Source organism: Aeromonas sp. FDAARGOS 1414, assembly GCF_019047065.1.
GTDB lineage: Bacteria > Pseudomonadota > Gammaproteobacteria > Enterobacterales > Aeromonadaceae > Aeromonas > Aeromonas veronii_A.
On the sequence record NZ_CP077210.1, the window covers coordinates 4294952 to 4318827 of the forward strand.

General features: G+C 59.3%; 27 protein-coding genes. 17 read left to right on the forward strand and 10 right to left on the reverse strand.

What is annotated here, in order from left to right; translation table 11 throughout:
• Positions 1-96: 96 nt before the first annotated feature.
• A complete protein-coding gene (locus tag I6L44_RS19495; RefSeq protein ID WP_216952837.1) occupies positions 97-1293 on the forward strand; it encodes a NupC/NupG family nucleoside CNT transporter in 1197 nt (398 codons plus the stop codon).
• Positions 1294-1394: 101 nt separating this feature from the next.
• Here I6L44_RS19495 and I6L44_RS19500 read toward each other — a convergent pair whose 3' ends face one another.
• The 5 genes from I6L44_RS19500 to I6L44_RS19520 all read right to left on the reverse strand — a co-directional run bounded on the left by I6L44_RS19500 (position 1395) and on the right by I6L44_RS19520 (position 4391).
• Positions 1395-1814 (reverse strand): DUF4426 domain-containing protein, encoded by a 420-nt coding sequence (locus I6L44_RS19500; protein ID WP_005340339.1) that lies wholly within the window; start codon positions 1812-1814, stop codon positions 1395-1397.
• A gap of 43 nt (positions 1815-1857) precedes the next feature.
• A complete protein-coding gene (yggU, locus tag I6L44_RS19505) occupies positions 1858-2160 on the reverse strand; it encodes a DUF167 family protein YggU (RefSeq protein ID WP_101530189.1) in 303 nt (100 codons plus the stop codon).
• Complete coding sequence (locus I6L44_RS19510) at positions 2160-2711, reverse strand: YggT family protein (protein WP_005341416.1); 552 nt, start codon at positions 2709-2711, stop codon at positions 2160-2162. Before I6L44_RS19510 ends, yggU begins: the two co-directional genes overlap by 1 nt.
• A gap of 11 nt (positions 2712-2722) precedes the next feature.
• The gene (proC, locus tag I6L44_RS19515; protein ID WP_216952838.1) at positions 2723-3547 is read right to left on the reverse strand and encodes a pyrroline-5-carboxylate reductase; all 825 of its coding nucleotides are present in this window, start codon (positions 3545-3547) and stop codon (positions 2723-2725) included.
• A gap of 142 nt (positions 3548-3689) precedes the next feature.
• Entirely contained in the window at positions 3690-4391 is a 702-nt protein-coding gene (locus tag I6L44_RS19520; RefSeq protein ID WP_216952839.1) for a YggS family pyridoxal phosphate-dependent enzyme, read from the reverse strand.
• Positions 4392-4430: 39 nt separating this feature from the next.
• On the opposite strand from I6L44_RS19520, the gene tapT reads away from it, so the two are divergent.
• The 4 genes from tapT (at position 4431) to I6L44_RS19540 (ending at position 8044) form a co-directional block, all read left to right on the forward strand.
• Entirely contained in the window at positions 4431-5465 is a 1035-nt protein-coding gene (tapT, locus tag I6L44_RS19525; RefSeq protein ID WP_005340354.1) for a type IVa pilus ATPase TapT, read from the forward strand.
• A gap of 28 nt (positions 5466-5493) precedes the next feature.
• On the forward strand, positions 5494-6603 hold the full coding sequence (gene tapU / locus I6L44_RS19530) for a type IVa pilus ATPase TapU (RefSeq protein WP_216954525.1): 1110 nt from the start codon (positions 5494-5496) through the stop codon (positions 6601-6603).
• A gap of 47 nt (positions 6604-6650) precedes the next feature.
• Positions 6651-7424, forward strand: coding sequence for a peroxide stress protein YaaA (yaaA, locus tag I6L44_RS19535; protein WP_216952840.1), 774 nt, complete (start codon positions 6651-6653; stop codon positions 7422-7424).
• Positions 7425-7618: 194 nt separating this feature from the next.
• Entirely contained in the window at positions 7619-8044 is a 426-nt protein-coding gene (locus I6L44_RS19540) for a hypothetical protein (RefSeq protein ID WP_005340360.1), read from the forward strand.
• Between the two features lie 359 nt (positions 8045-8403).
• Here the strand turns inward: I6L44_RS19540 and I6L44_RS19545 are convergent, their stop codons facing one another.
• Together I6L44_RS19545 and arfB are read right to left on the reverse strand one after the other, a co-directional pair.
• A complete protein-coding gene (locus tag I6L44_RS19545; RefSeq protein ID WP_216952841.1) occupies positions 8404-8895 on the reverse strand; it encodes a methylated-DNA--[protein]-cysteine S-methyltransferase in 492 nt (163 codons plus the stop codon).
• 32 nt (positions 8896-8927) lie between these two features.
• Positions 8928-9344, reverse strand: coding sequence for an alternative ribosome rescue aminoacyl-tRNA hydrolase ArfB (arfB, locus tag I6L44_RS19550; protein ID WP_216952842.1), 417 nt, complete (start codon positions 9342-9344; stop codon positions 8928-8930).
• 201 nt (positions 9345-9545) lie between these two features.
• Between arfB and glnK the strand changes: the two genes are divergently transcribed.
• The 5 genes from glnK (at position 9546) to I6L44_RS19575 (ending at position 14941) form a co-directional block, all read left to right on the forward strand.
• A complete protein-coding gene (gene glnK / locus I6L44_RS19555; protein WP_005341406.1) occupies positions 9546-9884 on the forward strand; it encodes a P-II family nitrogen regulator in 339 nt (112 codons plus the stop codon).
• Between the two features lie 258 nt (positions 9885-10142).
• A complete protein-coding gene (locus I6L44_RS19560) occupies positions 10143-11150 on the forward strand; it encodes a Fe(3+) ABC transporter substrate-binding protein (protein WP_216954527.1) in 1008 nt (335 codons plus the stop codon).
• 39 nt (positions 11151-11189) lie between these two features.
• Positions 11190-12815 carry an iron ABC transporter permease gene (locus I6L44_RS19565; protein ID WP_216952843.1) on the forward strand — a complete coding sequence of 542 codons (1626 nt, stop codon included), beginning with the start codon at positions 11190-11192 and terminating at the stop codon, positions 12813-12815.
• Between the two features lie 82 nt (positions 12816-12897).
• Entirely contained in the window at positions 12898-13932 is a 1035-nt protein-coding gene (locus I6L44_RS19570) for an ABC transporter ATP-binding protein (RefSeq protein ID WP_216952844.1), read from the forward strand.
• A 103-nt stretch (positions 13933-14035) separates the two neighbouring features.
• Positions 14036-14941 carry a Dyp-type peroxidase gene (locus I6L44_RS19575; RefSeq protein ID WP_042011894.1) on the forward strand — a complete coding sequence of 302 codons (906 nt, stop codon included), beginning with the start codon at positions 14036-14038 and terminating at the stop codon, positions 14939-14941.
• 90 nt (positions 14942-15031) lie between these two features.
• On the opposite strand, the gene argR is transcribed toward I6L44_RS19575, so the two are convergent.
• On the reverse strand, positions 15032-15502 hold the full coding sequence (argR, locus tag I6L44_RS19580; RefSeq protein WP_005340378.1) for a transcriptional regulator ArgR: 471 nt from the start codon (positions 15500-15502) through the stop codon (positions 15032-15034).
• Between the two features lie 201 nt (positions 15503-15703).
• Here argR and I6L44_RS19585 point away from each other — a divergent pair, with 201 nt between their 5' ends.
• From I6L44_RS19585 to I6L44_RS19610, 6 genes are all read left to right on the forward strand, one after another.
• On the forward strand, positions 15704-16444 hold the full coding sequence (locus I6L44_RS19585; protein ID WP_005348895.1) for an ATP-binding cassette domain-containing protein: 741 nt from the start codon (positions 15704-15706) through the stop codon (positions 16442-16444).
• A 24-nt stretch (positions 16445-16468) separates the two neighbouring features.
• Entirely contained in the window at positions 16469-17206 is a 738-nt protein-coding gene (locus tag I6L44_RS19590) for a transporter substrate-binding domain-containing protein (protein ID WP_005340381.1), read from the forward strand.
• Positions 17207-17209: 3 nt separating this feature from the next.
• Positions 17210-17860 carry an arginine ABC transporter permease ArtQ gene (artQ, locus tag I6L44_RS19595; RefSeq protein ID WP_216952845.1) on the forward strand — a complete coding sequence of 217 codons (651 nt, stop codon included), beginning with the start codon at positions 17210-17212 and terminating at the stop codon, positions 17858-17860.
• Between the two features lie 3 nt (positions 17861-17863).
• The gene (artM, locus tag I6L44_RS19600; RefSeq protein ID WP_216952846.1) at positions 17864-18526 is read left to right on the forward strand and encodes an arginine ABC transporter permease ArtM; all 663 of its coding nucleotides are present in this window, start codon (positions 17864-17866) and stop codon (positions 18524-18526) included.
• A gap of 221 nt (positions 18527-18747) precedes the next feature.
• On the forward strand, positions 18748-19683 hold the full coding sequence (gene mdh, locus I6L44_RS19605) for a malate dehydrogenase (protein WP_069554449.1): 936 nt from the start codon (positions 18748-18750) through the stop codon (positions 19681-19683).
• Between the two features lie 395 nt (positions 19684-20078).
• Positions 20079-20663 (forward strand): tetratricopeptide repeat protein, encoded by a 585-nt coding sequence (locus I6L44_RS19610; RefSeq protein WP_041202422.1) that lies wholly within the window; start codon positions 20079-20081, stop codon positions 20661-20663.
• 99 nt (positions 20664-20762) lie between these two features.
• Here the strand turns inward: I6L44_RS19610 and hmpA are convergent, their stop codons facing one another.
• Positions 20763-21956 (reverse strand): NO-inducible flavohemoprotein, encoded by a 1194-nt coding sequence (gene hmpA, locus I6L44_RS19615; RefSeq protein ID WP_216952847.1) that lies wholly within the window; start codon positions 21954-21956, stop codon positions 20763-20765.
• Between the two features lie 111 nt (positions 21957-22067).
• On the opposite strand from hmpA, the gene I6L44_RS19620 reads away from it, so the two are divergent.
• Entirely contained in the window at positions 22068-22538 is a 471-nt protein-coding gene (locus I6L44_RS19620) for an Rrf2 family transcriptional regulator (RefSeq protein ID WP_005340388.1), read from the forward strand.
• Between the two features lie 40 nt (positions 22539-22578).
• Here the strand turns inward: I6L44_RS19620 and I6L44_RS19625 are convergent, their stop codons facing one another.
• Positions 22579-23859, reverse strand: a complete 1281-nt coding sequence (locus tag I6L44_RS19625) for an HlyC/CorC family transporter (protein ID WP_216949688.1) — start codon at positions 23857-23859, stop codon at positions 22579-22581.
• Between the last annotated feature and the right edge of the window lie 17 nt (positions 23860-23876).

Genomic DNA, 23876 nt, shown 5'->3' on the forward strand with positions numbered 1-23876 from the left:
TTTTTTCTAACAGGCTTGTAACCAAGCGGACTTGCAGTGACGGGGGGAGAGGCGCAGAATCCGCGCCCATCTTTTGCCCCACCTGATGGAGTCCCTATGATTGCCCTGCTCGGCATCCTGAGTATCCTGGCGCTTGCCGTCATCTGCTCTGATAATCGTCGTCGTATCCCGTTGCGAACAGTTGGCCTTGCCCTCTGCCTGCAAATCATGTTTGCCGGTCTGGTGCTCTGGCTGCCTGCCGGTCAGCAGGTGCTGAACGGGGTCAGCGAGAGCGTAAGCAGCGTGATTGGTTACGGTCAGGAGGGGATCGCCTTCCTGTTCGGTGATCTGGCCAAGTTCAAGCTGGGCTTCATCTTTGCCTTCAACGTGTTGCCGGTCATCATCTTCTTCTCCGCGGTGATCGCCATCCTCTACCACATCGGCATCATGCCGCGGGTGATCGCCCTGCTGGGTGGTGGCTTGCAGAAATTGCTGGGCACCGGCCGTGCCGAGAGCCTCTCCGCGACCGCCAACATCTTCGTCGGCATGGTGGAAGCGCCGCTGGTGGTCAAACCCTACCTCTCCAAGATGTCCGATTCCCAGTTCTTCGCGGTGATGAGCTGTGGTCTCGCTTCCGTCGCCGGTGGCACTCTGGTGGGCTATGCCAGCCTCGGGGTTGAGTTGAAATACCTGATCGCTGCCGCCTTCATGTCGGCCCCTGCCGGTCTGGCGATGGCCAAAATCCTGGTGCCGCCGGGAGCTGAAGAGGTCGATCACCATCAGGATGTTGAGATCCCCCGTGCCACCAACGTGATTGAAGCGGCGGCCGATGGCGCCATGTCCGGCCTCAATATTGCGGTGGCGGTCGGTGCGACCCTGCTGGCCTTCGTTGGTGTGATCGCCATGCTCAATGGCCTGCTCGGCTGGGCTGGCGGTCTGGCAGGGCTGGATCTGAGCTTCCAGATCATTCTGGGCTGGCTGTTTGCCCCCGTCTCCTGGCTGATCGGTGTGCCCTGGGATCAGGCACAAGCCGCTGGCGCCCTGATCGGTACCAAGATCGTGGTCAACGAGTTCGTCGCCTTTATCGGCCTGGTGCAGGATCAGACCCTGAGCGAGTCGAGCAAGGCCATCGTGACCTTCGCCCTGTGCGGCTTTGCCAACATCTCCTCCATGGCGATCCTGATCGGCGGTCTGGGCTCCATGGTGCCGGAGCGCAAATCCTTCATCGCCCGTTACGGCATGCGCGCCATTCTCTCCGGCGTGCTGGCGAACCTGATGAGCGCCTGTCTGGCCGGTCTGTTCCTCGCCCTGTAACAGTCGCGGTACGGAATAGATGTAACAAGGGCGCCCTGATGGCGCCCTTGTCATATGGATAAAATGAAGCCCCGGCCTTGGTCGGGGCTTCTTGTTGCTGCTCAGTCGACGTAGAAGGTCTGCTGGAAGCTGAGGTTCTGTTGCTGCCCACCGCCCATGATCTTCAGGGTGAACTGATAGGTATCTTCGTTGCGGTAGGGGAGGGTCGCCAGATAGTAGATGGCATCGCCCTCTTTTACCTCCTGAAAGTTCAGGGTGCGGATGGTGCCGGTCAGGTTCTTGGCCTCACCGGTGATCCCCACGGCTTGCGCCACTTTCTGCTTGTCCTGTACCGCGATATTGATGATGGCGTTGTAGCGGCTGCGCTCCAGTCCATACGCCTTGGCGACCTCTGGTGTAAGGAAGCTGGAGTTGAAGGCGTTGTAGTGCACCAGCCAGGGCCCCAGCTCCTTCATCTGTTCTGCCTTGAGCGGCAGGGTCATCAGCAGTGCCAGCAGGCCACTCATCCAGGCTGTTTTCATCTGTCATCCCTCTCATATCTACGGTTGGCGCAGGCTGATTCATTCAGCCTTGCGCGTCATTCAGCAGTGCACTCACTTCTTGCGGCAACTGTTTGGGGCTGTCGATGGTGACGGTTTTGTGTCGCCCCAGCTCGCCCCGCACTATGGTGATCTGTCCCTTGGCCACCTTGAACTGCTTGGCCAGAAACTTGATCAGATGGCTGTTGGCCTGGCCATCGACCGGCGGCGCCGTGATGGCCACTTTCAGCTCTTCGCCATGCAATCCGATGATCTGATCCCGACTCGCCTTGGGCTGGATCACCAGATGCAGTACCAGTTCATCCCCTTGTTGCAGGACGGCTGGCATCAAATCATCCACCACAGCTGGCCGAACAGGTCACCCAGCAGGTAGTTGATGGCTTGCAGGCCGATAAAGGCGACCAGCACCGAGAGATCCAGTCCGCCCAGTGCCGGCAGTACGCGGCGGATAGGGGCGAGGAACGGCTCGGTCAGCTGATGCATCACGTATTCGATGGGGTTGCGGCCCTGGCTGACCCAGCTCAGGATGGCGCGGATCAGCAGTACCCAGAAGATCATCGAGCCCGCTTTCTTCAGCACGGTCAGCGCGGCGAACAGGCTGATGCTGAGCCAGTCCGCCAGCAGCACATTCATGCTCTTGAGCAGGGCCAGCTTGGCGAAGGCGATGGCCAGCGCCAGCACCACGGAGGCGAGGTCTATGCCGCCAAAGCCCGGGATCACCCGGCGCAGCGGGATCACCAGCGGATTGGTCAGCTTGACCACCATCTGGCTCATCGGGTTGTAGAAGTCGGCGCGGGCCCACTGCAGCCAGACGCGCAGCAGGATCACCATCAGGTAGAGATCGAAAACGGTGTTAATCAGAAAGTAAGCAGTGTTCATCTGGGCTCCTGTTAGAAGAGGGTTTCCATTTCGGTGGCACGAGCAACGGCCGCCTGCATGGCTTGCGCAGTCAGCGGCATCAGCCCCTGCTGCTGGAATGTCTTGATGGCTTCGGCTGTGGTGCCGCCCTTGCTGGTGACCTGCTCACGCAGGGTTTGCAGCGCCAGCTCAGGGTTCTGCTCCACCATGGCGGCTGCGCCCAGCGCGGTCTGCTGCACCAGCAGGCGTGCCTGATCGGGCGAGAAACCCATCGCCTCCGCCTCTTCGGCGATCGCCTGCATAAAGAGGAAGAAGTAGGCCGGAGCACTGCCCGCCGCGGCGATGACGCCGTTGATGCCAGACTCCTGCTCTACCCAGAGGGTCTTGCCGACCGCCTGCATCATCTGCTCGGCAAAGTCACGATCCACGGCGGCAATATGTTCGGGTGCATAGAGACCGGTCATGCCCAAACCCAGCAGGGCAGGGGTATTGGGCATGGTGCGGATGATGCGGTCATGGCCACCGGCCATCTCGCCAAGGCGCGCCACCTTGATGCCAGCCGCGATGGAGATGAGCAGCTTGCCCTCAAGGGAGCCCAGCTCTTCAACCAGTGCTGCCAGCATGCCGGCCATCAGCTGCGGCTTGACTGCCAGCACGATCACTTCGGCGTCTCGGGCCGCCTCGGCATTACTCTGGGTGATGCGAATGCCATGTTCGCTCGCCAGCGTCTCCAGCTTGGGCAGACTGGGGTTGGCGGCCGTGATCTGCCCGGCGGGATAACCCGCCTTGACCAGTCCGGCGATGATGCTGCGGCTCATGTTGCCCGCGCCGATAAAGGCCAGCGTTCTATGCTGCATCAGATGCTCCTGTTGCACATGGGGTCGCGGCGGGGTTGGCGCTGCCTGCACCACCTGACGCCAGAATTCGGTGTTCCATCAAACGCTCCTGTTGATGAAGTCGCGGCAAGAGGCGGACGTATGGGTTATCCGCTGGCCTTGCCTATGAGTAGTCACGGGCGCCGAAGATGGCGGTGCCGACCCGCACCATGGTGCTGCCGTGGGCTATAGCCAGTTCAAGATCCTCGGTCATGCCCATCGAGAGGGTATCCACAGTGGGGTATTGTCGCGCAAGCTCGGTGAACAGAGTCTGCATACGGGTCATTTGGGCGGCCAGCACGCGCTCGTCACTGGTGTGCTCGGGAATGGCCATCAGTCCCCGCAGCACCAGTCGCTCACTGTGGGAGACCTGCTCGGCAAGGCGGAAAATCTCTTGTTCCGACGTTCCGGATTTGCTGCTCTCTCCGCTAATATTGATTTGCAGACAAACATTTAGCGGTGCCATTGTAGTTGGGCGCTGGTTGTTGAGGCGGTCGATCAGCTTGTCCCGATCCACGCTCTGCACCCAGTCAAACCGTTCGGCGACCAGTTTGGATTTGTTCGATTGCAAAGGGCCGATAAAGTGCCACTCTATGTCGCTATATTCCGGCTGCTGGCGCAAGGTATCGATCTTGGCCGCTGCTTCCTGAGCGTAGGATTCGCCAAAGCAGCGCTGACCTGCGGCATGGGCGGCCATGATGGCCTCGACAGGTTTGGTCTTGCTCACGGCCAGCAGGCGGATCTGCTGCAGGTTGCGGCTCGCCCGTTCGGCGGCCTGGGCAATACGTTCCTTTACCTGAAACAGGTGCTGGGCAATCTGGTTCATATTTCGTTAGTGATCTTGTGATGGGAGAATGACAAGTCTATGGATATCACAGAGTTATTGGCTTTCAGTGTAAAGCATAAAGCCTCGGATCTACACCTCTCGGCCGGGGTTCCCCCGATGATCAGGGTTGATGGTGAGGTTCGCAAGATCAATTTGCCCGCCCTGGAACACCGGGAAGTGCATGCCCTCATTTACGACATCATGAACGACCATCAGCGCAAGGAGCTGGAGGAGAACTTCGAGGTCGACTTCTCGTTCGAGGTACCCAATCTGGCCCGTTTTCGGGTTAACGCCTTCCAGCAGGCGCGCGGTTCTGGCGCGGTATTTCGTACCATCCCCAGCACTGTGCTGAGCCTCGAGGATCTCGATGCGCCGGAGATCTTTCGCAAGATCGCTGAGTTCCCGCGGGGTCTGGTACTGGTGACCGGCCCTACCGGCTCGGGTAAATCGACCACCCTGGCGGCCATGGTCAATTACATCAACGAGAACTTCCATCACCACATCCTCACCATCGAGGATCCCATCGAGTTCGTCCACGAGAACAAGCGCTGTCTGGTGAACCAGCGGGAAGTTCATCGGGATACCAAGAGCTTCAGCAACGCCCTGCGCTCGGCACTGCGGGAAGACCCGGACATCATTCTGGTGGGCGAGATGCGCGACCTTGAGACCATTCGTCTGGCCATGACTGCCGCCGAAACCGGCCACCTGGTGTTTGGCACCCTGCACACCTCGTCGGCGGCCAAGACCATCGACCGTATCATCGACGTCTTCCCTGGTGCGGAGAAGGACATGGTACGCTCCATGCTCTCCGAATCCCTGCGGGCGGTCATCTCCCAGACCCTGCTCAAGCGCATTGGTGGCGGTCGGGTGGCGGCCCACGAGATCATGATGGGCATTCCGGCGGTGCGTAACCTCATTCGGGAGGACAAGATTGCCCAGCTTTACTCGGTGATCCAGACCGGGATGACCCACGGCATGCAGACCATGGATCAGAGCCTCAAGCAGCTGGTGAGTCGTGGCGTGGTGGCATCCCTCGATGCCAAGGCCAAGGCCGTTGATCCCAACAGCATTTAAGCGACTTGTACCCAGGGAGGGATAAATGATGAATCTGGATGATCTGCTGAGCCAGCTGGTCGAGCGAAAGGGATCGGATCTGTTTGTGACGGTGGGATCGCCGCCCATTCTCAAGGTAAATGGCCATCTGGTGTCGCTGGGGGGAGACGCGCTCGACAAGAAAGGGGCGCTGACGCTGGTCAGGGATACCCTCAGCAGCGATCACTTCGAGCGCTATGTCCGCACCAAGGAGGCCAACTACGCGATTTACCGCGAGGCGCTGGGTCGCTTTCGGGTCAGCGCCTTCTGGCAGCAGGAGCTGCCCGGTATGGTGATTCGTCGTATCGAGACCCGCATTCCCACCTTTGAAGATCTGCAGCTCCCCAGGATCCTGCAGGAGGTGGCGATGGCCAAGCGCGGGCTGGTGCTGTTTGTCGGTGCCACCGGGGCGGGTAAATCGACCACTCAGGCGGCGATGATCGGCTATCGCAACCAGCATGCCGATGGTCATATCCTGACGGTGGAAGACCCGGTGGAGTTCGTCCATCAGCATGGCCGTAGCCTGGTGACCCAGCGGGAGGTGGGGATCGACACCGAGTCGTTCGATGTAGCACTGAAAAGCTCGCTGCGTCAGGCACCGGACGTGATCCTGATCGGCGAGATCCGCAGTCAGGAGACCATGGAGTTTGCCCTGCAGTTCGCCGAGACCGGCCATCTCTGTCTCGCCACTTTGCATGCCAACAACGCCAACCAGGCGCTGGATCGCATCCTCCATCTGGTGCCGCAGGAGAAACATCGCCAGTTTCTGTTCGATCTCTCCTTCAACCTCAGAGCTATTGTCGCCCAGCAACTGGTGCCGAGTGTCGATGGTTTGCGGCGCAGTGCGGCATTCGAGATCCTGCTCAATACCCCGCTCATCACCGACATAATCCGCAAGGGAGAGATGCACCGTCTCAAGGAGGTGATGACCAAATCTGCCGAACTGGGCATGCAGACCTTCGATCAGGCGCTTTTCAGCCTGTTCTGCGCCGGCCAGATTGGCTACAGTGAGGCCCTCGCCCATGCCGACTCGGCCAACGACCTGCGGCTGCTGATCAAGCTCTCCGGTCGCGAGCAGCTGGGGTCCGGCACACTGGAAAATGTGACGCTGGATGAATGAAACATGGGGCCGATCCGCTGTTCGGCCCCTAGCCAGAAAGGAACGTTATGCTGATTGTGGTTTCCCCGGCCAAGACGCTGGATTACGAGTCACCGCTGGTGACCCCCCGTTTCACCCAACCCGAGCTGCTGGATCACTCCGCCGAGCTGATTAGCCGAGCCCGCCAACTGAGCCCTGACCAGATCGCCACACTGATGAAGATCAGCGACAAGCTGGCCGGTCTCAATGCCGCCCGTTTTGCCGAGTGGCGGCCAGACTTTACTCCCGCCAACGCCCGTCAGGCGCTGCTGGCCTTCAAGGGGGATGTCTACACCGGTTTGGTGGTAGAGGATTTCAGCGAGGCCGATTTTGACTTCGCTCAGGCACACCTGCGGATGCTCTCCGGCCTCTATGGCGTGTTGCGTCCCCTCGACCTGATGATGCCCTATCGACTGGAGATGGGGACCAGGCTCGACAATAGTCGCGGCAAGGATCTCTACCAGTTCTGGGGGGAGGTGATCACTCATCACCTCAACGACGCGCTGGCAGCCCAGGGGGATGAGGTGCTGATCAATCTGGCCTCCGACGAGTATTTCAAGTCGGTACGACCCAAGAGCCTGAAAGGGCGGATCGTCACGCCGGTGTTCAAGGATGAGAAGAACGGTCAGTTCAAGATCATCAGCTTCTACGCCAAGAAGGCTCGCGGCATGATGGCCCGCCACATCATCAAGCACCGTCTGACCGAGGTGGAGCAGCTGACCGGCTTCAACGCCGAGGGCTACTACTTCGTGCCGGAAGAGTCGGACGCCAATACCCTGATGTTTAAACGCGCCGAAAATTAATTACAAAAAGAGGGAACCAATCTTTCGACCCGAGGGTCTGAATATGTGAATCCTCTGTTGTAAGCACTTTTTATTCGCCGACGTTTGATACGTCGGCTTTTTTATTGCCGTTTTTATTGTCCATCGATTGCCTTCGCCGGGACTATGTGGTTCAGATAGACTCAAGACAGGGAGCGAGTTGTCGTGAGGTGAATATGGAACAGAAAAATGCCATTCGGCAGGTTGCCGTCCCTTGGGCTCCGTCCCGCCAGCTACCGCCCGGTCTGGTTGTGGCCGAGTTGCATCAGGATCTCTGGAGCGACTCCCTGACCATCATGCTGGGGCGGGCGCGCAGCATCGATCTACCCCCGCAAATCCTCTGCCGGGTCTATTTTCGCCATATTTATGCCCTGCGGGTCATCGAGGATTGCGATCTGGCTGAGGGGAAGGATAGCCACGCCATCGAAGAGCAGATCCAGCTCATCACTCCATCCCGTTTTGCCAGCTGGTTCCATCAGGAGTCGGACGGCCTGCATCTGGATGAAGATCTGCAGCACTATCGCATCTCCACTTGGGATTACTGCGCCGATGTGCTGACCTCCTCGGCGCCAGAGCTGCAGTTCCTGCCCCAGAGCGAGTAGCCAGCGATAACGCCAGAGGCCAAGGGGGATCCTTCGCCTCTTGTCTTTGTGGAGGTGCAGAGCGTGCGATGCTCAGGTCACTCAGTCAGAGGGTGGCCTGTTGTGTTGCCACAAAAAAAGCGCCTCAGAGGAGGCGCGGGGAAAAAGACAGATTGGAAGCGTCACATGGGTGCTACTTGAATCAGCGAATGAGCCGTGCCATTCAAGTATGGAGCTATCATGCCAAGCTCAATCTGAAGTAGTTCTGAGGCGATTCTTCATCTTCTGTTCATCTTGTCAGCAAGGCGTGGCCACTGATTGAAAGCCTTTTCATTCTGGTCGCGATATTGTCCCGTTCCTCTCCGGGGACGCTCATTGTCTCATGGGGCCAGCTCGAATGTTGTGCCTGCCTGTTCCAGTGCCAGCAACCAGCGCTTGATGGGAATGCCGCCAGCATAGCCGGTCAGATCGCCGCTGCGTCCGATCACCCGATGGCAGGGTACTATGATGCTCAGCGGATTGCGGCCATTGGCAGCGCCTACTGCTCGCACGGCCTTGGGATTGCCGATAGCCTGGGCAATCTCGAGATAGCTCACGGTCTCGCCATAGGGGATATCACACAAAGCGTTCCACACCGTTTGCTGGAACGGGGTGCCCTTCGGTGCCATGGGCAGATCGAACTGCTGCAATTTTCCGGCAAAATAGGCGGTGAACTGCTCGACGAAAGGAGCAAGAGCCAGGTCATCACGCTGCCACTCATCGGTCGGAGTTACCGGCTGCTCCCCCCGCACGAACTCCACATAGCGCAGACCATCCTGATCGATGGCGACCAGCAGGGGGCCGCGGGCGCTGTCGCAAAAACTGTATCTCATCGGCTGACATCCTTTGGGGGCTGGGGGCTGGCTCAGTCCAGAACCGGTTTGCCGCGGGCGGATTTGATATCCCCCTTGCGCTTTTTGGCATCGACCCGTTTGCGCTGGGAGCTGCGGGTCGGCTTGGTGGCATGGCGAGCCTTGGGGCGCCAGGCTGCTTTCTTCAGCAACTCCACCAGACGGTTCATCGCCTCCTTGCGGTTCATGTCCTGGCTGCGATGGTTCTCGACCCGGATCAGGATAAAGCCATCGTGTACCCGGCTGTCGCTCAGCTTGTCGAGACCCTCCTTGTAGAGGGGCGTCAGGCTGGGAGAGTTGCGGTAATCGAAGCGCAACCAGACGGCGGAGTCGGTCTTGTTGACGTGCTGTCCGCCGTTGCCCTGTGCCCGCATGGTCTGAAATTGCAGCTCATGCCAGGGAATCGTGACGCTGTTGGAGATAACTAACATGCTGTTTTGCTCTTGTTTGGTGCATACCCGCTGACCGCTGCAGCATGGTGCCTCATTATGGGGCGTGCTGGCCGGTTATGGGGATGAGCCTGACGAATGGCGCCGGCATTAAACTCTATCTACATGAAATATAACAATAAAAATACTTGGCATAAGAATTGAAACCCGATTCATGACACACCATGGATTGGGAGCAACCAGATGAAGCTGATTAGTGCGATTATCAAACCGTTCAAGTTGGACGATGTCCGCGAGGCTATTGCCAACCTGGGGGTGGAAGGGCTGACCGTGTCCGAGGTCAAGGGATTTGGCCGCCAGAAGGGACACACCGAATTATACCGGGGAGCCGAGTATCAGGTCGACTTCCTGCCCAAGGTGAAGCTGGAGATTGCCACCGCCGATGATAACGTGGAAGGGGTGATCGAGGCGATCTGCAAGGCGGCCTATACCGGCAAGATCGGCGACGGCAAGATTTTTGTCTACGACTTGCTGCAAGCGGTGCGCATCCGCACCGGCGAGAGTGACGACGAGGCGCTGTGATGAACCGCATCCGTGACGTACAGATCTGTTGACCTCCCGACCTCGGGGAATCCCGATGGCGTGAGCGCTTATTGAAGCCTGATCAACATAACGTTTTGCTCAGGAGAGGCCGAATGGGATTCCATCCGGCCCTTTTCATTTATGGGCGATTAAATATGTGATGTGGCGACGGCGAGCTTTCTTGATCCGCTTATAAGATGTATGCAGAATGCAAACGGAAATCGTTATCACTCTGTATAGCTAATCAAGGAATGGATGATGAAAATGAAGATGTTGGCACTGGCTTTCTCTGCGTTGGCAGCTCAGTCGGCATTGGCGGCCGGGGAAGTGAATGTCTACTCCAACCGGCAGGATGAGCTGATCAAGCCCATCATCCAGCAGTTCGAGAAGGAATCTGGCATCAAGGTGAACGTGGTGTTTGCCAAAGAGGGGTTGAACGAGCGTCTGGAGCGGGAAGGCAAGCTCTCTCCGGCCGACCTGATGCTGACCGTCGATATCAGCCGTCTGACCGATCTGGTGGACAAGGGGCTGGTGCAGCCGGTGGATAGCAAGATCCTGCAGGAGAACATCCCCGCCATCTATCGTGATCCGGAGAATCGCTGGTTCGCCCTGACCACCCGGGTGCGCGCCATCTACTCCAGCAAGGATCGCCTCGGCAAGCTCGACACCATCAGCTACGAAGACTTGGCCAAGCCTGAATTCAAAGGAAAAATCTGCACCCGCAGCGGCAAGCATGAGTACAATGTGGCGCTGGTCTCCTCCATGATTGCCCATCACGGCATGGCCGAGACCAAAACCTGGCTGGAAGGGGTCAAGGCCAACCTGGCGCGCAAGCCGCAGGGCAACGACCGGGATCAGGTCAAGGCGATCAAGGATGGTATCTGTGACGTGTCGCTCGGCAACAGCTACTATCTGGGCGCCATGTTGAAAGATCCGGCGCAGAAGTCCTGGGCGGATGCAGTCTATATCAACTTCCCGAACCAGGCTGACCGCGGTGCCCACGTCAACGTGAGCGGCGTGGCCATGACCAAGTATGCCAAGAACAAGGCCGAGGCCCAGAAGCTGATGGAGTTTCTGGCTGGTGACACCGCCCAGCACATGTATGCGGACGTGAACGCCGAATATCCGGTCAAGGCTGGGGTCGAGCCTTCTGCCATGGTCAAGTCCTGGGGCAGTTTCAAGTCTGACGGACTACCGGTCAGCGATTACGCCAAGCACCGCAAGGACGCCTTGCAGTTGCTGGATGAAGTGAAGTTCGACTTGTAATCAGATGGGGCCAACGGCCCCATCAACATCTGTGGTCTCATGAAAAATTTTGGATGGATGACCGGCAGCTGGGCCAGCGCCCTGCTGCTGGGTTTACCGGTTATAGCCCTGCTTTTCTCTGCCTTCTCGGCTGAGGGGGAGCTGTTTCGCCACCTCGCCGATACCGTGCTGCTCGATTATCTGGGCAATACCCTGGGGCTGGTGGTCGGCGTAGTATTGCTCAGCTTGCTGTTTGGCGTGCCTACCGCCTGGCTGGTGGCCATGTGTCAGGTACCGGGGCGGCGCGCCCTGCAGTGGGCTTTGATGCTACCAATGGCCATGCCCTCCTATATCGTCGCCTACGTCTATACCGACCTGCTCGACTACTCGGGCCCGCTACAAGCTGGGTTGCGAACACTCTTTGGCTGGAACAGTCCGGCCGATTACTGGTTTCCTGCCATTCGCTCCCTTGGTGGCGCAGCCTGGGTGCTGGCACTGGTGCTGTTCCCCTATGTCTATTTGCTGACCCGCGCCTCCTTTCTGGAGCAGTCAGTCAGCCTCATTCATTCCAGCCGCCTGCTCGGCTGTACCCCGTGGCAGAGCTTTCGCCGCCTCAGTCTGCCGTTGGCGCGCCCCGCCATCATGGTGGCGGTATCGCTGGTGGCCATGGAGACGCTGGCCGATTTCGCCACCGTCCACTTCTTTGCCATCAACACCCTGACCACTGCGGTCTACGACACCTGGCTCGGTTACGGCAGTCTGGCCACTGCGGCCAAACTCTCCTGCTTGATGCTGCTGGCGGTGGTGCTGTTGATCGCGCTGGAGCGCCGCTCGCGCAGTCGGCAGCAGGTGTTCCAGAAGTCCATGGGCCATGAGCAGCCGCTGCGCTATCCGCTTAAGGGGATGAGTCGCTGGCTGGCCGCTTTTTGGTGCTGGGGGCTGGTGCTGGCCGGTTTTGGCCTGCCGTTCGTCATCCTGCTCGACTACGGGGTGCGCTACTTCGAGTTGTCGTGGACGCCGGAGTTTGTCCGCTTCGCCGGCAACAGCTTGGCTATCTCGGCGCTGACCGCCCTGCTGGCGATGGGGATTGCCCTGCTGCTCGGCTTCTTCCGCCGCCTCGATGGCGGGATAAAGAGTCTGCTGCCGCTGCGCATCGCCGCCATGGGTTACGCCATGCCGGGTACCGTGCTCGCCATCGGGGTGCTGGTGCCGCTCACCGCCCTCGACTTTGCCATCAACGATCTGGCCGAGTGGCTCGGGCGTCAGGGCCCGGGCTTGCTGCTGACCGGCACCATCACCGCCATTGTGTTCGGTTATCTGGTGCGCTTCGTGGCCATCGCCATCGGCTCGGTGGAGAGCAGCATGGGCAAGATCTCCCCCAGTCTCGACATGGCTGCTCGCTCCCTGGGGCAGGGGGATGGCGACATGCTGCGCCGGGTTCATCTGCCGCTGGTGCGCCGTGGCCTGTTTGCCGGTGCCATGCTGGTGTTCATCGAATCCATGAAGGAGCTGCCCGCCGCCCTGCTGCTGCGGCCGTTCAACTTCGATACTCTGGCGACCCACGTCTATCAGTTCGTCTCGGACGAGATGCTGGAGCGCGGCGCGCTGGGGGCCATCGTCATCGTGCTGGTGGGACTGTTGCCGCTGATCTGGGTCAACCGCACTCTGGACAGTCCGGGCCACTGAGTCGCCGCGTCGGTCAATGAAATTGCATGCGGTGTGCTGAACCGAAAGGCAGCGCGCCGCCAGAAACGAGAGGAAGTCAGCCTTGTCCTGTTTGCAGGTTGAAAATGTCAGCTGCCGTTACAACGGCCGCAATGTGCTGGAACAGCTCTCCCTGACGGTGGCAGACAACGAGATCGTCTGCCTGCTGGGGGCCAGTGGCTGCGGCAAAACCACGCTGCTCAAAGCTATCGCCGGCTTGCTGCCGTTGGCAGAGGGCTCTATTCGCCTCGGCGATACCCTGCTCGACGGGCCGGGTGCCAGCGTGCCGCCCGAGGCGCGCAACATCGGGATGATCTTTCAGGATTACGCCCTCTTCCCCCACCTGACGGTGGCCGACAATGTTGGCTTCGGTCTGACCAAACTCGACCGCCGCGTCCGCCAGCAGCAGGTGGACAAGGCGTTGGCGCTGGTCAATCTGCAGGGGCTGGGGGATCGCTATCCGCACCAGCTCTCCGGTGGTCAGCAGCAGCGGGTAGCCATCGCCCGGGCGCTGGTGTGCAAGCCGCGGCTGATGCTGCTGGATGAGCCCTTCTCCAACATCGATACCCAGGTGCGGATGAAGCTGATCCTCGAGATCCGCGCCCTGCTCAAGCAGCAGGGGATCGGCGCCATCTTCGTCAGCCACAGCAAGGAGGAGGCGTTCGCCTTCGCCGATCGGCTGGCGCTGTTTCGCGCCGGTCACATCGAACAGGTGGGCCAGCCGGAGCAGCTCTATCGCCGCCCGCAAAACCGCTTCGTGGCGGAGTTTCTCGGCGGGGTCAACTATCTGGCCGCCGAGGTGGTGGACAGCCACTGTGTACAGACGGCGCTCGGGGTCATCTGTGGCAGCGAGCCTCATGGCCGGGCGGTGGGCGAGCAGTTGCAGCTGATGCTCAGACCCCAACAACTGCTGCTGGAGAGCGCCGCAGATGGGGAGCTCAAGGTGGTGGAGCAGCAGTTCCTCGGCCACCACTGCCGGGTGCTGTTCGAGTGTGGCGAGCTGCAGCTGGAGGCGAGCATTGGCGAGCCCCTTGATGGGATGCGGGCACGGATCAAGGTTGCCCCCCATGGGCTGGTGTTGTTTGACCCTTTGCCCTGAACGCGTGATATCGTCGTGAAATCAAAGAACTGGAGCTGCTCTGGTTTATAATCGCGCAACGCAAATAGCCCGTAACGCTAACGCCTACTCAGGGGAGAGATATATGAAAGCCCAAGCCGGGATCTGCGCAGAGCCGAATCTGCACGCCCTCTATCTGATGTTCAATCGCACCGGCGATGCCGCCGAACTGGTCGGCCGTTTGGCCAAACTGCCCGCCCTGTGGCAGGCGGTCGCCGCCGATTTCCCCGATGCCGGTTTCAGCGGTCTGGTTGCTGTTGGCGCCGACGCCTGGGATGGTCTCTACCCTGCCGCCCGTCCGCCCCAGTTCCGCAGCTTTATGGCGCAATCCGCCAACGGTCAGGAAGCCCCCAACACCCCGTTTGATCTCTTTATTCAGCTGCGCGCCGATCGGGTGGATGTGCTGCACCACGCCGGTCACCGTGTGATGGCACTGCTGGCCGGACTGGTCGAGCTGGCCGAAGAGGTGCGCGGTTTCCGCAATCTGGATTGCCGTGACCTGACCGGTTTCGTTGATGGCACCGAGAACCCGCAGGATGAGCACCGTGCCGAAGTGGCGCTGGTGGCCGATGGCGAGTTTGCCGGTGGCTCCTACATTCACGTCCAGCGCTGGGTACACGCCATGAGCGACTGGGAGAAGCTGGCGCAGAAAGAACAGGAAGACATTATCGGTCGCACCAAGCCCGACAACATCGAGTATGAGTCTGCTGCCAAGCCGCTGACCGCCCACATCAAGCGGGTCAACCTCAAGACGCCGAAAGGGGAGTCCATGGAGATCCTGCGCCAGAGCATGCCCTGGGGCACCATGACCGAGCAGGGGCTCTACTTCATCTCCTGCTGCCGCACTCCGCAGCACTTCAACGCCATGCTGGCCAGCATGTACAAGGGGGAGGGCAGCCACTTTGACCACCTGCTGCGCTTCACCAAGGCCGTGACCGGCGCGGCTTTCTTCGCTCCATCTGAAGGTTTTCTGATGGCGCAGGGCAAATAAGCCCGCCTGACGAAGACTCAGAAAACAAAAATCCCGGCCTTGGCCGGGATTTTTCGTTCTGGCGTGACCGCTATGACGCGGTAGCGGCCATTACGGCGTCTGTTCGAACAGCTCGAGGGCGGAGAGGTAGAGCTCTTCGATATCGGTGTCGCTGGTCGGGGTGATGAAGATGGTGTCATCACCGGCGATGGTACCGAGGATCCCCTCTGCCTTGCCGAGGGAGTCGAGCAGGCGGGCGATCAGCTGGGCTGCGCCCGGGCTGGTGTGGATCACCACCAGTGCGCCGTTGTGATCGACGTCCAGTACCAGATTCTTGAGCGGGCTGGAGGTGGTGGGCACGCCCAGTTCCACCGGCAGGCAGTAGACCATCTCCATCTTGGCGTTGCGAGTGCGAACGGCGCCGAAGCGGCTCAGCATGCGCGATACCTTGGACTGGTTGATGTTCTCGAAGCCCAGCTCTTGCAGGGCGGTGACGATTTCTGCCTGGGAGCCAAAGCGCTCTTCTTTCAGCAAGGCTTTAAAGGCCTTGGCCAGTTTTTCTTGCTTGTCGTTGTGTTTCATCTTGGTCTCACGAATGAGGAGGTGTGGCGGCCTGTGCAATACAGGCGGCAGATACGAACAGCGGGGCCATTTTGCATTCATATGCCGTTTTTTGCAAGGAAGCGGCGCTTGTTCTGCATATTGATTCAAAAATGGCTTGCATCAACCTTTATTAGGGATAGAATCGGGATGAAATTTTGAAAACTTATTCAATTGGGCTGTATGGGTATTGAATTAATAGGTATCGAGAAGTCCTGGCACAAGGTGCCGGTTCTGCAACAGGTCAGCTTTCGGACATCTCCCGGTGAAACCTTGGTGTTGCTGGGCCCGAGCGGTGCTGGCAAGAGTTCCCTGCTACGGATGATGAATCTGCTGGATACCCCGGATGCGGGTGTTCTGCGGATTGGCGAAAGTGAATTTTCTTTCCCAAGCTCCCTCTCTGCTGCCGAATTCAACCGCCAGTCCCAACTGCTGCGCCGCAAGGTGGGGATGGTGTTCCAGCAGTACAATCTCTGGCCACATCTCACTGTGATGGAGAATCTGATTGAAGCGCCGGTCAAGGTGCTCGGCATGAGCAAGGAGGCCGCCATCGAGAAGGGGGCCTATCTGCTGGCCCAGCTGCAACTGGCCGACAAGCGCGATGCCTGGCCTGCCCGTCTCTCTGGCGGCCAGCAGCAGCGGGTGGCCATTGCCCGTACCCTGATGATGGACCCGGAAGTGCTGCTGTTTGACGAACCGACTGCCGCCCTCGATCCCGAGATCACCAAGGAGGTGGCCGAGATCATCCGTAACCTGAGCCAGACCGGTATTACCCAGGTGGTGGTGACCCACGAGGTTGACTTTGCCCGCAAGGTGGCCAGCCAGGTGATTTATCTGGAGAAGGGGCGGATCATCGAATCCGGCACCGCCGCCATTTTCCAATCCCCGCAAACCAGCCGGTTTGCCGAATTCTTGATGCATTGATACTGAATCGATAAGGAAGCTGTCATGAAAAAGAGTCTGTTGTTGGTTGCTGCCATGGGCCTGTTGAGTACCTCCGTCATGGCCAAAGAGATCAAGTTCGCCACCGAGGCCACCTACGCGCCGTTCGAATACCTAGATGACAAGAACGAGTTTCAGGGTTTTGACATCGATCTGGCCCGCGCCATCTGCGAGCAGGCCAAGCTGGAGTGCAGCTTCCACAACCAGGCCTTTGACAGCCTGATCCCCAGCCTGAAATTCCGTCGCTATGATGCTGCCATCGCCGCCATGGACGTGACCCCTGAGCGGGCCGCTCAGGTCGATTTCTCCGACATCTATTACGAGAACTCGGCCGTATTCGTCGCCAAGAAAGGGGCCTTCAAGGGGCCGGAAGAGATGGTCGACAAGACAGTCGGTGTGCAGAACGGTACCTCTCACCAGTCCTATCTGGTGGATAACTGGGTGAGCAAGGGCCTGCTGACCGTGCCGTACGCCAGCTACCAGAGCGCCTTCCTCGACATGATGAATGGCCGTACCGACGGTGTCTTTGCCGATACCGCCGTTGCTGCCGACTGGCTGAAGCAGCACAAGGAGTATGCGGTGGTGGGTGCGCCGGTGACCGATGCCAAGTACTTCGGTACCGGCTTTGGCATTGCGGTCGCCAAGGGCAATCAGGAGCTGCTGACCCAGCTGAACAAGGGGCTGGCCGAGATCAAGGCCAACGGCACCTATCAGAAAATCTTCGACAAATACTTCGCGCAGTAAGCCATGTTGAGCCTGTTGTTGGATGCAGCCTGGATGACCCTCGGGCTGGCCTTGGCATCACTGGTCGGGGGCATGGTATTGGCACTGGCGTTCAGTGCCGCCGAGCTCAGCAAGCAGCGTGCATTGGCGTGGCCGGTGGCCACCCTGACCACGCTGATCCGTGGCCTGCCCGAGTTGCTGGTGGTGCTGTTCATCTACTTCGGCTCGACCCAGGTGTTGTTCCTCATCACTGGCGAGTATGTGGAGTTCAGCCCGTTCGCCTGTGGCGTGCTGGCGCTCTCCCTGCTGTTCGCCAGCTATGCGACCCAGACCCTGCGGGCGGCGCTCAATGCGGTGCCTTCAGGTCAACGGCTGGCGGCGCTGGCGTTGGGGTTGAGCAAGAGCCACATCTTCTTTCGCATCGTGTTGCCGCAGGCGTGGCGCCACGCCTTGCCGGGCCTCGGCAACCAGTGGCTGGTGTTGCTGAAAGATACCGCGTTGGTGTCGCTTATCGGGGTGAACGAGATGATGCGTCAGGCGCAGATGGCCTCGGCCAGTACCTATGAGCCTTTCACCTGGTATGCCGCCGCCGCCCTCATCTATCTGGCCATCAGTCTGGTGAGTGAATATGGCCTCGGGCTGGCTGCCCGCTACACCCGCCGCTACGGAGGCTAACTGATGCAAGAGTATCTCGTTACGTTGCTGGGCGGTCTGGTCACCACGCTGGAGCTGACCCTGTTCAGCCTGCTGCTGGGGATTGTGTTGGCAGCCCTGATGACCTGGGTGTTGGAGCTGCGCCTGCCGGTGGCGACCCAGCTGGTGCAGCTGTGGGTGCTGCTCTTTACCGGCACGCCGCTGCTCATTCAGATCTTCCTGATTTACTACGGGCCGGGCCAGTTCGAGTGGCTGAAAGCCGGCCCGCTCTGGCCGCTGCTCAAGCAGCCCTGGTTCTGCGCCGTGCTGGCGCTGGGTCTCAACACGGCGGCCTACTCCACCCGGTTGTTCAAGGGGGCGCTCGATGCCATCCCGGCTGGTGAGGTGGAGGCGTGCCGGGCGCTTGGTTTTAATGGCCGCCAGACCTTGTGGATGAAGGTGCGCCACGCCGCCCGTCATCTGGTGCCTGCCTACTCCAACGAGGTGATCCTGGTGCTCAAGGGGAGCTCCCTCGCCAGTACTATCACCATCATGGACATCATGGGGCTGGCGCAGGGGTTGAACGCCCAGACCTACGATACCCTGGCGGTGTTCGGGGTGGCTGGCGGGCTTTATCTGGCGATGAACGGATTGTTAACAATTGGTTTTCGCTGGTGTGAAAAACGGGCGCTGGCATTCCAATCCTGAGACCTTCAAATCTACCTCTTTATGGTAAGGGGGAGTGCAGAAAAACTGTGCTTCTCCTCCAACTTTTTGTATTTCCCTCCAATTTTTGCTCCCGCATGTTTCGTGGCTCACAGAACCCGTGACTGCAACTGTTATCAGATTGTTTTTTATGGGGGGATCCATTAAGGTTGGGCGCACAACAACAAACAACCTTAAACCTACGCTTAAACATGGAGTTGATCATGAAAGTTGCCGTTCTGGGTGCCGCTGGTGGCATCGGTCAAGCCCTCGCTCTGCTGTTGAAAAACCGTCTGCCGGCTGGCTCCGAGCTGAGCCTGTATGACATCGCCCCGGTCACCCCGGGTGTGGCCGTTGACCTCAGTCATATTCCTACCGACGTCGCCATCAAGGGCTTCTGCGGTGAAGATCCGACTCCTGCGCTGGTTGGGGCCGATGTGGTGCTGATCTCCGCCGGTGTGGCACGCAAGCCGGGGATGGATCGCTCCGACCTGTTCAATATCAACGCCGGTATCGTCAAGAATCTGGTCGAGAAGTGCGCGGCCACTTGCCCGAAAGCACTGATCGGCATCATCACCAACCCGGTCAACACCACCGTTGCCATCGCTGCCGAAGTGCTGAAAAAAGCCGGTGTCTATGACAAGCGTCGTCTGTTTGGTGTCACCACCCTGGACGTGATCCGCGCCGAGACCTTCGTGGCCGCTGCCAAAGGGTTGAACATCGACAAGGTACGCGTCAACGTGATCGGTGGTCACAGTGGCGTCACCATTCTGCCGCTGCTCTCCCAGATTGAAGGCGCCTCCTTCACTGCTGAAGAAGTGGCTGCCATGACCAAGCGCATCCAGAATGCCGGTACCGAAGTGGTAGAAGCCAAGGCTGGTGGCGGTTCCGCAACCCTCTCCATGGGTCAGGCGGCTTGCCGTTTTGGTCTCTCCCTTATCAAGGGTCTGCAGGGCGAAGCCAACGTCATCGAGTGCGCCTACGTGGAAGGTAACGGCGAGCACGCCACCTTCTTCGCGCAGCCGGTACTGCTGGGCAAGAACGGTGTCGAAACCGTACTGGATTACGGCAAGCTGAGCGCCTTCGAGCAGGAAGCGATGGAAGGCATGCTGGCTACCCTGAAAGCCGATATCCAGCTGGGTGTCGATTTCGTCAAGTAAGCGGGTCAACCGTGCCAACAAGGGAGCTTCGGCTCCCTTTTGTATTGATGAGAGCCGCCCGGCAGGCTAAGGGGATGGGGCTTGGTGCCGATAACAGAGTGCAGCAGGAGATCCTTATGATGAAACCCCTTACCCTTCTCGTTCTTGTCGGTGCATTCACCGCACCCCTCTATGGTGCCGAGGCGGTATCGGCTGCCGTATCGAGCGATGCGCCTGCAGCAAGTGCATCGGCACCGACAGCAAGCAGTGCTGCGGTGGCAACGGCCCCTGTCTCTGCTGCTACGCCAGCGCCCTCTGAGGCAGTCCCCGTCTTGCTTCCGGCCGAGCCGGTCACACCCGTTGCCAGCAATGGCGAGGGGGCCGCGCCGCTGCCAAAACCGGCTGAGCCTGCTGCTGTGGTGGCGCCTCCCGCACCTCTGGCCGCTGGCGAGTTGCAGGCGGTGCCGCTCTATCGTCAGGACGAGCTGCTCAACTGGATTGAGCAGGGGCGCCACCTCACTCAGGTGAAGCAGGATCGCTGTCAGCTGACTCAGGATATCGAAGCGCGCGCCTCGGTGATGAAGATCCCGGCCTATCAATTCCTCTGGGGGGATATGCTGGCGTGGGGTGTCTGTACCAAACCCAATGCCGAACTCGGGGTGCAATATATGTGGGAGGCGGCCAATCAGGGGTTGGCGCCGGCGCTGGAGCAGCTGGGTCGCTACTACTGGAAAGGAACTTTGGTGCAGAAGGATTTGGTGCGAGCCGAGACCCTGATGCGCGAGGCGGCCAGCCTAGGTTTTCTGCGGGCCCGCATCGAGTGGGTCGAGATGCTGTTGCAGGGGATGGGCAGTCCGCTCGATTATGAGGACGCCTATCGCTGGCTCCATGGCTCCGTCATAGGTGACAAGGCGCTGCACCAGAAGGCGGCGAGTCTGCTCAACCGTCTTGGCAACAGGATGCCGGCCAACGTGGTGGCCCGCGCCAAGGCGATGCACTGATCCAAAAAAATGACCCACAGATCTGCACCTGTGGGTCCGGTTCCAGCCGCCGTGCCATGACAGGCCGGAACCTCCCTCTGTTATATGGCTGCCCGCGCCTTAGAGATCTTGATGGGGGCCAAAAACTTCGTAATGGAGCTGCCCCGCTGGCACCCCAGCCGCCAGCAGCTGCCGCTTGATCTCTTGCATGAAGCCGACAGGGCCACAGAAGTAGTAGTGGGCCTGCGGCGTGATGCGCTCCTTCACGGCAGTCAGATCCATGGTGCCGGCCAGATCGTAATCTTCACCCTGTACATCGCTGGCCTCCGGCTCCCGATACCAGACCCGGCTCAGCAAGTTGGGATGTTGGCGGGATTTTTGCTGAATATCCTCCCGGAAGGCGTGTACAGCGCCCTGTTCGCAGGCGTGCAGCCAGGTGATCTCGGCCTGATGAGCACTCTCCAGCAGCTGGTTGAGTATGCTCATCATCGGCGTCACGCCGACACCGGCTGAGAGCAGTACCACCGGGGTCTGGCTGTCGGCTTTCAGGTAGAAATCGCCGGTAGGGGGCATCACCTTGATCTTGTCACCCGCCTGCAGGTGATCGTGCAGCAGGTTGGAGACCTGACCCTGCGGCTCACGCTTGACGCTGATGCGGTAATCTTGGCCGTTGGGGGCATCGGAGAGGGAGTATTGGCGGATCTCCTGATATTCCAGCTCGGGGTGAACCAGCTTGATGCTGAGATATTGGCCCGGTTTGAAGGTCAGTACCGGCTTGCCATCTTCCGGCGCCAGCAGGAAGGAGGTGATGAGGTCGCTCTCGGCTCGCTTCTCCTTGATGATGAAGGTGCGGGTACCTTGCCAGCCGCCATCCTGATTAGCCTTCTCCTGATAGATCTCCCGCTCGCGGCCGATGAAGATGTCGGCCAGCACGCCATACGCCTTGCCCCATGCCTCCAGCACCTCGTCGGTGACCGCACTTCCGCCCAATTCTTTGAGCGTGGCCAAGAGATGACTACCTACAATGTGATATTGTTCCGGCTGGATCAGGAATCCGGTATGTTTGTGCGCAATCCGCTCGACCGCACCGGCGAGTGCCCCCAGATTGTCAATATTCTTGGCATACGCGGCGACTGCATTGAACAGGGCCAGCGGCTGGCCGCCACTGCGTTGGTGGGCCAGGTTGAAGATATCTTTCAGCTCCGGGTTATGGCTGAACATCCGCTGGTAGAAGTGCTGGGTGAGGGCAGGGCCTGCCGATTCGAGCAGCGGAATAGTGCTTTTGATGACGGCAACGGTGGTTTGATCTAGCATAGGGGCCTCGTTCTAATTGAACATATAAAATGTCATTTAATAAGTGGCATCCTAGATGTTTATTTGATTTGAATCAATACTCCACTTTTCGCATCGCGCTAATCAGGTTTTATGAGACTAACCAGTTATACAGATTTTGGATTGAGAGCCCTGCTCTATCTTGCCACCCTGCCGGAAGGGGAGTTGTCGAGCGTTGCCAAGGTATCGGCCCTGTATGGCGTTTCCCGCAACCACATGGTGAAGGTGGTTAATCAGCTGGTGAAGCTGGGCTATCTGCAATCCCAGCGGGGCAAGAATGGCGGTATTCGCATGGCTTGCGATCCCGCCACCATCAATATCGGGCAGGTGATCAGGGCACTGGAAGGCAATCTGGACGGCATTGACTGCGGCTCGCCCGCTTGCCACATCGTCTCTGTCTGTTTGCTCAAGAGTGCGCTGAAAGAGGCGATGGATGCGTTTCTGGCGGTGATGGACAGCTATACGCTGCAAGACCTGCTGGCCAACCGCGACGAGTTGCAACGGGTGTTTGGCGAGCTGATCCCGACGCTGGTGCTGGAGCCGGATGATGAAGATGAGCAATGACGATGAGCAATAGAAAAGGGCTGCCACTGGCAGCCCTTTTTCAATCTTGCGGATCCGACTCCGCCCGGTACGATGCCGGCATGATCCGCGCCATCTTCACCATGTTGTTCTCCACATCGAGGATCTCGATAGGATAACCGGCCAGCCGGATCCCGATGTTGGGCTGGGGGATCTCCTCCAGATATTCGAGGATCAGGCCGTTGAGGGTGCGCGGGCCGTCGATGGGCAGGTGCCAGTTCATCTCCTTGTTCAGCTCACGAATATTGGCTGAGCCTTCGACCAGATAAGAACCATCTGACTGGGGGTGGATCTCGTCGCTCGGCGCTGGCGTCATGGAGGTGGTGAAGTCGCCCACGATCTCTTCCAGAATATCGTCCAGGGTGATCAACCCCTGAATATCGCCGTATTCGTCGACGATCAGGCCAATTCGCTCCTTGTTGCGCTGGAATTTGGCCAGCTGCACGTTGAGCGGCGTTCCTTCCGGAATGAAGTAGATCTCGTCCACTTCCCGCAACAGGCTCGATTTGTTGAACTGGTCCCTGGCTACCAGCCGCAGGGCATCGCGCGCGTGTAAAAATCCGACAACGTCGTCGATATTGTCGCGATAGAGGAGGATTTTGGTGTGAGCGCAGTGGGCCAGCTGGCGCTGGATGCTCTTCCAGTCATCGTTGATGTCGATGGCGTAGATATCGCTGCGTGGCACCATGATGTCCTCGACCAGCATCTTGTCGAGATCCAGAATGCTCAAAAGCATCTCCTGATGACGCTGGGGGATCAGGTTACCCGCCTCATTGACGATAGTGCGCAGCTCCTCGGTGTTGAGGGAGTCATCCTTGTTGGGATTGATCTTCAGCATCTTGAGCAGGCCGCTGGTGATGCCGTTGATCAGCCAGACCAGCGGTGAGAGCGGCACCATCAGCCCCTTGAGGATCCAGGAGGCGGGATAGGCGATCTTCTCCGGAAACATGGCGGCCAGGGTCTTTGGCGTCACTTCACCGAATACCAGTACCACCAGGGTCAGGCCGAAGGTGGCGATGGCGACCCCGAGATCACCAAACAGCCGGATACAGACGATGGTGGCGATGGCGGAGGCGAGGATATTGACCAGATTGTTGCCGATCAGGATCAGTCCCAGCAGGCGATCGGGGCGGGCGAGCAGTTGCTCGACGCGACGTGCGGCTTTGTGTTTGGTCTGTGCCAGATGCCGCAGTTTGTAGCGGTTGATGGACATCAGGCCGGTTTCGGAACTGGAGAAAAAGGCGGAAAGAAGGATCAAGATAACGAGAACAATCAGTAATGTACTCGTTGAGATGCTGTCCAAAAAGGGCTCCTGTTGGA